Annotated in this window: 11 protein-coding genes and 1 pseudogene; 4 read left to right on the top strand and 8 right to left on the bottom strand. The window is 72.0% G+C overall.

The window, feature by feature from the left end; genetic code table 11:
• Nucleotides 1-175: 175 nt before the first annotated feature.
• From ABTY20_RS05355 to ABTY20_RS05340, 4 genes are all read right to left on the bottom strand, one after another.
• Nucleotides 176-298, bottom strand: coding sequence for a hypothetical protein (locus ABTY20_RS05355; protein ID WP_351995642.1), 123 nt, complete (start codon nucleotides 296-298; stop codon nucleotides 176-178).
• Between the two features lie 5 nt (nucleotides 299-303).
• Nucleotides 304-675, bottom strand: coding sequence for a holo-ACP synthase (locus tag ABTY20_RS05350; RefSeq protein WP_351995641.1), 372 nt, complete (start codon nucleotides 673-675; stop codon nucleotides 304-306).
• Between the two features lie 154 nt (nucleotides 676-829).
• A complete protein-coding gene (locus ABTY20_RS05345; RefSeq protein WP_351995640.1) occupies nucleotides 830-1,000 on the bottom strand; it encodes a hydrophobic protein in 171 nt (56 codons plus the stop codon).
• Between the two features lie 144 nt (nucleotides 1,001-1,144).
• On the bottom strand, nucleotides 1,145-2,821 hold the full coding sequence (locus tag ABTY20_RS05340; protein WP_351995639.1) for a helix-turn-helix domain-containing protein: 1,677 nt from the start codon (nucleotides 2,819-2,821) through the stop codon (nucleotides 1,145-1,147).
• Nucleotides 2,822-3,035: 214 nt separating this feature from the next.
• On the opposite strand from ABTY20_RS05340, the gene ABTY20_RS05335 reads away from it, so the two are divergent.
• Nucleotides 3,036-3,593, top strand: a complete 558-nt coding sequence (locus ABTY20_RS05335; RefSeq protein ID WP_351995638.1) for a hypothetical protein — start codon at nucleotides 3,036-3,038, stop codon at nucleotides 3,591-3,593.
• Between the two features lie 87 nt (nucleotides 3,594-3,680).
• Here the strand turns inward: ABTY20_RS05335 and ABTY20_RS05330 are convergent.
• Nucleotides 3,681-3,899: pseudogene (locus ABTY20_RS05330) on the bottom strand (ATP-binding protein); the annotation flags it as partial.
• Nucleotides 3,900-3,936: 37 nt separating this feature from the next.
• On the opposite strand from ABTY20_RS05330, the gene ABTY20_RS05325 reads away from it, so the two are divergent.
• Both ABTY20_RS05325 and ABTY20_RS05320 read left to right on the top strand, forming a co-directional pair.
• On the top strand, nucleotides 3,937-4,176 hold the full coding sequence (locus ABTY20_RS05325) for a Scr1 family TA system antitoxin-like transcriptional regulator (protein ID WP_502991747.1): 240 nt from the start codon (nucleotides 3,937-3,939) through the stop codon (nucleotides 4,174-4,176).
• An 8-nt stretch (nucleotides 4,177-4,184) separates the two neighbouring features.
• Complete coding sequence (locus ABTY20_RS05320; protein WP_351995649.1) at nucleotides 4,185-4,394, top strand: DUF397 domain-containing protein; 210 nt, start codon at nucleotides 4,185-4,187, stop codon at nucleotides 4,392-4,394.
• Here ABTY20_RS05320 and glmS read toward each other — a convergent pair.
• Nucleotides 4,355-6,202, bottom strand: a complete 1,848-nt coding sequence (glmS, locus tag ABTY20_RS05315; RefSeq protein ID WP_351995637.1) for a glutamine--fructose-6-phosphate transaminase (isomerizing) — start codon at nucleotides 6,200-6,202, stop codon at nucleotides 4,355-4,357. The two genes, ABTY20_RS05320 and glmS, sit on opposite strands and share 40 nt — an antisense overlap.
• Nucleotides 6,203-6,311: 109 nt before the next feature.
• Nucleotides 6,312-7,103 (bottom strand): hypothetical protein, encoded by a 792-nt coding sequence (locus tag ABTY20_RS05310; protein WP_351995636.1) that lies wholly within the window; start codon nucleotides 7,101-7,103, stop codon nucleotides 6,312-6,314.
• 210 nt (nucleotides 7,104-7,313) lie between these two features.
• On the opposite strand from ABTY20_RS05310, the gene coaA reads away from it, so the two are divergent.
• The gene (coaA, locus tag ABTY20_RS05305) at nucleotides 7,314-8,303 is read left to right on the top strand and encodes a type I pantothenate kinase (RefSeq protein ID WP_351995635.1); all 990 of its coding nucleotides are present in this window, start codon (nucleotides 7,314-7,316) and stop codon (nucleotides 8,301-8,303) included.
• Between the two features lie 28 nt (nucleotides 8,304-8,331).
• On the opposite strand, the gene ABTY20_RS05300 is transcribed toward coaA, so the two are convergent.
• Complete coding sequence (locus ABTY20_RS05300; RefSeq protein WP_351995634.1) at nucleotides 8,332-8,862, bottom strand: hypothetical protein; 531 nt, start codon at nucleotides 8,860-8,862, stop codon at nucleotides 8,332-8,334.
• Nucleotides 8,863-8,883: the final 21 nt, after the last annotated feature.

Genomic DNA, 8,883 nt, shown 5'->3' with positions numbered 1-8,883 from the left:
GCGACCTGGCCGGGATCGACGACCTCCGGCAGTTCGGTCACCGTCTGAGCCCGGTCGGTCCGCGCCATCGTCGACGTCACTGTTCGCCCTCCCTGATCGATCGGCCCCACTTCCGGCACCGGCTCAAACGCGTCTACCCCGGTCCACTCGATACACGCACCCTCTTTTCACACATTCATCGACGGCGGTGGCGCACCAGCCTCACGAGGGCGAAGACGACGGTGAGCACGGCGGCGACGACCAGGAACGCGTCGCCCCAGACCGGCAGGTCGACCCCGGCCCCGGGAAAGGCGGACACGGACCTCACCCCTCCGCGATCACGACCGCCGAGGCCACCCCGGCGTCATGGCTGAGCGACACGTGCCAGGACCGCACGCCCAGCGCGGCGGCGCGGGCGGCCACCGTCCCCTTCACCCGCAGCCGCGGCTGCCCGCTGTCCTCGCACCACACCTCGGCGTCGGTCCAGTGCAGTCCCGCGGGCGCGCCGAGCGCCTTGGCGAGCGCCTCCTTGGCCGCGAACCGCGCGGCGAGCGAGGCGACACCGCGCCGCTCCCCGCTGGGCAGCAGCAGCTCGCTCTCCAGGAACAGCCGCTGGGCCAGCGCGGGCGTCCGCTCCAGCGACGCCGCGAACCGCTCGACCTCGGCCACGTCGATCCCGACTCCGATGATGCTCATGCCCAGCACCTTACGAGCCCGCACGCGGTGGGACGTCGGACGCCGGCGTGGAGGCCGCCAATTCCCGTGCGCACCGGCGCCCGACGGGCGGGCAGGTGCCCGCCGGCCCCTCTCCCACGCCCCCTTTCACCCTTTCCGCACACATTCCGCCGCCCTACCAGCGGTACCAGCGGCCCCGCGCGCCACCCGTGCCCGCCGGGCGGACGAAGAAGCCCACCAGCCACAGCACGACCACGATGGCCGCGATCCACCACAGCGCCTCAAGCGCGAAGCCCGCACCGAACAGGACCAGCGCCAGAAGAAGAACCAGGAGCAGGGGAACCATGTGTATCAACCTCCGGCCCTTCGAGTGCCCCGGCCGCCCGCACACAGGCTCTCCAACTCCGCGCCAGCTTCACGGACTTGAGGGAATTGGCACAGGTCGCGCCGGACCGGGCGGCACGGCGGACGCGCCGGGGACAGCGTGCGCTCAGCCGTACCGGATCAGCACCGGCCGTTCGGTGATCCGTTCTCCGTCCCGGGCGTCGACCTCACGGACGGTGCCGTCGAGGTGTTCGACGCGCCGCGCGCCCGCACCCACCGGGACCTCCGCCGTCCCCAAGTGCGTCCAGCGGATACGGGCCGTGCGGAGGACACCGCGCACGTCCGGCACGAGGAACTCGCACTGCCAGACGTTGTCGGGAAGAGCGGCCTGGCGGCCGTGTCCGCAGGAACGGATCCGGGCGTGGGCCAGCCACTCCTGAAGGCGGCCGACGAAGAGTCCTGCCTTCGTGGGCTTCTGCCCCTCGGCCTGGACGACGACCGGGACCTTGCCGTTGCCCCAGGCGTAGAAGTACATCCGTTCCAGGTTCCGGTTCTGGGCGTAGAGGCCCGTCAGGTAGAAGCGGACCGCGTAGTTCGCCGCCGTGTCCGCGTCCAGCGGGTCGTTCAGCGGCAACGTCTGCGTGGTTCCCGTGCTCCACACGGGTGGGCGATACCCGGCACGCTGGAACGTCCGTTCGGTCCTCCGTACCGCTTCCAGCATGGTTTCCGGGGGGTCGGTGACGTGCCGCTGGAAGAGTTTGACGCCCGCGGCGTCGCAGTGCTGGTAGCCGCCCAGCTCGGCGAAACGCAGCAGGTACCGGTGCGCCTCCTCCCGCCACAGGTCGGTGACCGACGGACAGACCACGGCCGCGTCCGCGTCTTCCTGCTGAATGATGCGGCTCGCACGGCGGGTCATGTCGACGAGCGTCCCCACACTGCCGTTGTAGTGATGCGGGTGATTGGCCATGACCCACAGCTCGTACGCGTCGATGCGGTCACCCGCGTGCCGTACCAGCGCGCGCACGAAGGCGCTCCAGTCGTCGAGGTCATCCGGCGGTGCCGCACGCGCGCCCTCCGGGTACGCGGCCTTGCGCGCGCCCGGCGCGGCCCACGACGGTGTGCCGCCGAAGACGAAGAGGGTGGGCAGCCCCTGCCGCTCGGCGCCGTCGAGCAGCCGGTCGAGGACCGACCAGTCGAACTCGCCGCGCCTGGGCTCCATCTGGGACCACCTCGTCTCGCTGTCCCACAGCCGTAACGACCCCACCCGGAAGGACGGCATGGCACCGCTGAAGCTGTTCATGGTCACGCCGAACAGTTCCGGGGCGACGGGCAGCGGTGCCCGGGCCCAGCCGGCCGCCCCTGCCGGGATCGGCTTGACGGCCGTCCTGGACGCGCTCGGGGAGCCGGCGTCGGCGGTTCCCAGCACGGCGAGCGCGAGCACGGCCGCAAGTACGAGACGGACGGCCGCGAAACGCCGGCGCACGGGCGGCCCGGTCACGGTGCCGGCGGACGCGCTCGCCGGGTCCCGTCCGGCGGCGGACGGCTGGACCGGCGCCTCTCCGTCGCCGTCCGGCCGGACGGGTTCCGGGTCCCGGCTCCGCCCCGTCGCCCCCTCCCAGCACCGCAGCACCTCGTGCAGCTGCTCGGGGCCGGCCCCGCACTCCCGGGCGATCCGCAGGACCAGGGAGTAGTCACCGGGCACCGCCCTGCCGCTGCAGTACCGGTGCAGTGTGGAGCTGCTGACGAATACTCTGCTCCCCAACTCTCGGTAGGTGAGGCCGCTCCGCCGCTTCAGCCCTTCCAGCGCGGCAGCCAACGCCCGGGCGTCCGCCGTCTGCTTCAAGTCCCCCACCCCCGTGACGGCCCCTCCGGCTACCGTCACAGCATGGCACGCCTGTCCCGTCCTGTCTGCGGCATCCGAGGTCAGGGGCATCGGACATGTCCCGTGCCGAGCCGGGACACGACAACGTGGCCATCCGGCGGGGCGGAGCACCACAGTTGTCCCCGTCGCCCGGCGAAGACCGCCGGGGCAGCAGACAGAAACGGGGAAGAACCGCATGTCACGAATCCACCGCGTGCTGACGGCCACGGCCACGGCCACCGTGCTGACCGCCACGCTGGCCGGCGGGACGGCAGTCGCCTCCGAGGCCGGCGCCACGGCCCAGGGCGGCAAGTGCACGTACAAGGAGCAGAGCAAGCCGCTGGTCCTGAGCCACAAGGGCAAGGGAACGAAGAAGTACAACTACGGCGAGACCAAGAAGTACGGCCGCGTCCTGATCCTCTCGACGGGTACCGGTCCCGGCGTCCCCGACAACTCCGCGGCCCGCCTCAGCGGCAAGGTCCGCAAGGGCGACCGCGTGTGGGTCGACATCAGCGACGACCGCGGCAAGAACTGGAAGGGCTGCGGCGGCGTGAGCACCACCAAGAAGGACAAGAAGTTCTACTCGAAGTGGTACGCCCACTGGCGCAGTGACATTCCGAAGCGCGTGATCCGTGCCTGTGCGCGCACCACCATGGGCGCCACCGACAACGGCAAGCGCGTCACCTGGTGTGCGTCCGTCGGCGACGTGCGGACGAAGAACACCGACCGTTACTGGTGGACGGACAAGGACTGACGACCCGCACCGTTCCGGCTCCGCCGCGTGAGCGGTGGGGCCGGAGCCGTCCCGCGACGACGAGCGGGTCCAGCGACCCCACCCCTCTCAGGCGGTGGCCAGCTCGCACCACACGTACTTTCCCGAGCTTCCCTCCCTGGACAGCGGCTGGCACCCCCACAGGTCGGCACACGCCCGCACCAGTGCCAGTCCGCGCCCGTCCTCCAGGCCGAGGTCCGCGGACCGTTCGAAGGGCAGCGGCGCGTCGGTCGGCGCGGGGTCGGTGTCCCACGCCCCGATCCGCAGCACTCCGGCCGCCCAGCTCACCTCACTCCTGGACTCTTCCGGGGCGAACGGCATCACCGTGCGCGTCATCCCCTTCGACCTGGACGGCTCCGGCTTGGCCGCAGGCACCATGACCCACGTGGGCGGTCCCGTTGCCCGACTGGACACGGTCGTACGCGACGCGCCCCACGGCTCGACCCTTGTCGACGCAGAGGCACAACTCGGCGCCTACCGAATGCGTTTCCGTAAAATTGAAGCCGCGTCACTGGAACCGGAACGCTCGCGTGACTTCATCAACCGTCCGGTCAAAGAGCTGTGAGGCACTCGATGAACAACTGGCGCAAGCCGTCCTGCTCGGGCCCCGGCGACGGCAACGACTGCGTCGAGATCGCGAGCACTCCCGCCCGCGTGGGCGTCCGCGACTCGAAGGCCCCGGCCGGGGCGACCCTCGCCTTCCCCGCCGGGGCCCTCTCCGCGTTCCCGGACGGGGGGAAGTCCTACTCCACCGTCACCGACTTCGCCAGGTTCCGCGGCTGATCCACCTCGTTGCCCCGCGCCGTCGCCAGCTCGCAGGCGAACACCTGCAGCGGCACCGTCGCCACCAGCGGCTGGAGCAGCGTCGGGGTGACCGGGACGCGGATCAGGTGGTCGGCGTACTCGGCGACCGCCTCGTCGCCCTCCTCCGCGATGACGATCGTCCGCGCGCCCCGCGCCCGGATCTCCTGGATGTTGGAGACGATCTTGTCGTGGAGGACGGACCGCCCCCGGGGCGAGGGGGCGACCACGACGACCGGCACGTCGTCCTCGATCAGCGCGATCGGCCCGTGCTTCAGCTCGCCCGCCGCGAAGCCCTCCGCGTGCATGTACGCGAGCTCCTTCAGCTTCAGGGCCCCCTCCAGCGCCACCGGGTAGCCCACGTGCCGGCCCAGGAACAGCACCGTGTCCTTCCCCGCCAGTGACCGCGCCAGCTCCCGTACCGGCTCCATCGTCCCCAGGACGCGTTCCACCGCACCGGGGACCGAGGACAGGTCCCGCACCACCGCGCGGATCTCGTCCGCCCACTTGGTGCCCCGCACCTGCCCCAGGTACAGCGCCACCAGGTAGCAGGCGACCAGCTGGGTCAGGAACGCCTTGGTCGAGGCGACCGCGACCTCGGGGCCGGCGTGCGTGTACAGCACGGCGTCGGACTCGCGCGGGATCGTGGAGCCGTTGGTGTTGCAGATCGCCAGCACGTGCGCGCCCTGCTCGCGGGCGTGGCGCAGCGCCATCAGCGTGTCCATGGTCTCGCCGGACTGGGAGACGGCGACGACCAGGGTCTGCTGGTCGAGGATCGGGTCCCGGTAGCGGAACTCGCTCGCCAGTTCCACCTCGCAGGGGATCCGGGTCCAGTGCTCGATGGCGTACTTGGCGATCAGCCCGGCGTGGAAGGCCGTGCCGCAGGCGACGATGACGACCTTGTCGATCTCGCGCAGGACGTTCGCGGGGATGCGCACCTCGTCCAGGGTGAGCGAGCCCGCTCCGTCGATGCGGCCCAGCAGGGTGTCGGCGACCGCCTTCGGCTGCTCGGCGATCTCCTTGAGCATGAAGGAGGCGTAACCGCCCTTCTCGGCGGCGGAGGCGTCCCAGTCCACGTGGTACGCGCGGACGTCGGCCGCGCGGCCGTCGAAGCCGGTGACCGCCACCGCGTCCCGGCGCAGCTCGACCACCTGGTCCTGCCCCAGTTCGACGGCGTCCCGGGTGTGCTCGATGAACGCGGCCACGTCGGAGGCGAGGAAGGCCTCGCCGTCCCCCACGCCCACCACCAGCGGGGAGTTCCGCCGCGCGCCCACCACCACGTCCGGCTCGTCCGCGTGCACGGCGACCAGGGTGAACGCGCCCTCCAGACGCCGGCAGACCAGCCGCATCGCCTCCGCGAGGTCCGCGCAGGAGGAGTACTCCTCGGCGAGCAGGTGGGCGACGACCTCGGTGTCCGTCTCGGAGGCGAGGTCGTGGCCGCGCCCGGTCAGCTCCTCGCGCAGGACGGCGAAGTTCTCGATGATGCCGTTGTGGACGACGGCGGCCCGGCCCGCGTTGTCGAGGTGCGGGTGGGCGTTGGCGTCCGTCGGGCCGCCGTGGGTGGCCCAACGGGTGTGCCCGATGCCGGTGGACCCGGTCGGCAGCGGCCGCTCGGCCAGCTCCTTCTCCAGGTTGACGAGTTTCCCGGCCCGCTTGGCGGTCGCCAGACCGCCGTCCGCCAGCACGGCGACGCCCGCCGAGTCGTACCCCCGGTACTCCAGCCGCTTCAGTCCGGCCGTCACGACGCTCAGCGCCGACTGCGGCCCCACGTATCCCACGATTCCGCACATGCCCGGCAGCCTACGGTCCGCCGGCCGCCGGAAAAGGCCTTCACCTGCCCGAAATCGGAAATTCCCACCGGTGCAGGAAGCACCGGTGGGAACGGAACGCGCAGGCGCGTCAGCCGAGCTTGGCGAGCTGCGCCCGGACCACGTCGGCGGGGTACTCGAAGTCCTCGCCCGAGCCGACCGAGGCCAGGTTCACGGCGGGGAAGTAGGCGACCGTGGAACCCTTGCGGGCCACGACGGCCTTCATCGGGACCTTCGTCCCCTCGGTGTCGACGGTCGCCGTCAGGGCCAGCGCCTCGTCGGCGCCCTCGGGCGCCTCCGTCTCGGCCACCTTCAGGTTCTTCACCTTCTCGCCCTGGGCGGTGTAGGCGAACCCGCCGGCGCAGTCGCCCACGGCCTTGCCCAGCTCCTCCATCGCCTTCTGAGCGCCGCCGTCCGCGTACGCCGCGAGGGTGGCGCGCACCGAGGTCACGTCGAGCGCCGCGTTCATCACGTCCTCGGCGTCGCCGCCCGCGGCCGCGCTCTTGTCCGGCTCGCCGATCCACATCCACTGCGCCGTGGCCGACGGCTTGCCCACCACCGTGCCGGACTGGACGTACGCCAGCGCCGCGCACGCCTCGTCGTCCGCCTCGACCTCGTCCTGCTTGACGAAGTCCTTGGGCGACACCTGGTCCGTGACCTCGCCGCTCTCGACGTCGCCGGAGACCAGCGCCGCCTTCTTCAGCTCGTCGGCGGTGAGCGCCTCGGCCGCAGGCGCGGCGGAGGCGGAGGCGGTCGAGTCGCCCTTGCCCTTGTCGCCGTCGGCCTTGTCCTCGTCGCCGGAGCCACCGCAGGCGGTGACGAGCAGGGCGAGCGCGGCGGCGGAGGCGGCGAGCGCGGTACGGCGGACGGCGGTGGTTCTCACGTGGGACTCTTTCTCGAAGGTGCGGAGGACTCCGCAACGCAATGCGCGCAATCCAAACGGATCACGAAGACGACCGCCACACAGATGATCATCAGGTGATCACCCGGTATGCGACCGTGACAACCGCGTGATCCCTGACGGCCGCGGAAGCGGCGGGCGGCGTGACGCAGCCCACCTGCCGCCCCGTTCGAACTCCGTTAACAATGGACTGTGATCTCTCCGGTCTCCCCGACACCCCGGAGCGCCCACCGGCAGCGGCCGGAGGCGACTCCCTACGTGGACCTCACCCGCGCCGAGTGGAGCGCGCTGCGCGACAAGACCCCGCTGCCCCTGTCGGCGGCGGAGGTCGAGCGGCTGCGCGGCCTCGGCGACGTCATCGACCTCGACGAGGTGCGGGACATCTACCTGCCGCTGTCCCGGCTGCTCAACCTCTACGTCGGCGCCACCGACGGGCTGCGGGGCGCGCTGAACACGTTCCTCGGCGAGCAGGGCTCCCAGTCGGGCACGCCCTTCGTCATAGGGGTCGCCGGTTCCGTGGCCGTCGGCAAGTCCACGGTGGCCCGGCTGCTCCGCGCGCTGCTGTCCCGCTGGCCCGAGCACCCGCGCGTGGAGCTGGTGACGACGGACGGCTTCCTGCTGCCGACGAAGGAGCTCCAGGAGCGGGGCCTGATGTCGCGGAAGGGTTTCCCCGAGTCGTACGACCGTCGGGCGCTGACCCGTTTCGTCGCCGACATCAAGGCGGGCAAGGACGAGGTCACCGCCCCCGTCTACTCGCACCTCATCTACGACATCGTGCCCGGCGAGAAGCTCACCGTGCGCCGCCCGGACATCCTGATCGTCGAGGGCCTCAACGTCCTCCAGCCGGCCCTGCCCGGCCAGGACGGCCGCACCCGCGTGGGCCTCGCCGACTACTTCGACTTCAGCGTGTACGTGGACGCCCGCACCGAGGACATCGAGCGCTGGTACCTCCACCGCTTCAAGCGGCTGCGGGAGACCGCGTTCCAGGACCCGTCGTCGTACTTCCGCAGGTACACCCAGGTCTCCGAGGAGGAGTCCCTCGACTACGCCCGCACGATGTGGCGCACCATCAACCGGCCCAACCTCGTGGAGAACATCGCCCCCACCCGGGGCCGGGCCACCCTGGTGCTGCGCAAGGGCCCCGACCACAAGGTCCAGCGCCTCAGCCTGCGCAAGCTGTGACCCGCTGCGATCCGGCCGCCGGTTCCGGTCAGGGGGCGGGGTCGTACGTGAGGTCCTCGACCGGGTCGGTGGAGGCGTCCTCCACCCGCTGCCGGTGTTCCGGGTCCGTGCCGGGCGTGGACCCGGGGCGCGGCTGGGGCGTGTCCAGGGCCTCCTCGATTTCGGCGCCCCAGTCCGTCGTCCCCCGGCCCCGGTCCGACCCGCCGGCCGCGGACCCGCCGGCCGCGGACCCGCTGACCGTGGCCCCGTCCGCCGTCGCCCCCCGGCCCCGGGACGCCGACGGCCGCCCGCCCTCCGCCCCGGAAGCGGTGACCGCCGCCGCCCGCCACTTCTCCGCGGCGGACACGGCCCTGTGCACCGCCGCCTCGTACGCGGCGTCCCGCTCCGCCTCCCAGGCGGCCAGTTCCTGCGCCTCCGCCTGCAGCGCCACGGCTGTCGCCGCCCGGCCCCCGCCCCAGGGCAGCACGGCACCGGCGCCCGCCGCGGCCGTACCGCTCGCCGCCGTCCAGACCAGCGCCACCGTCAGCGCCGTCCGCGCCCGCTTCCCGTTCCGGCTCATCCTCGGGCACCTCTCGCCTCG

Origin of the sequence: Streptomyces sp. NPDC126497, assembly GCF_040302425.1 — a bacterium.
Lineage (GTDB): Bacteria > Actinomycetota > Actinomycetes > Streptomycetales > Streptomycetaceae > Streptomyces.
This window is presented reverse-complemented; position numbering and strand designations above follow the sequence as displayed.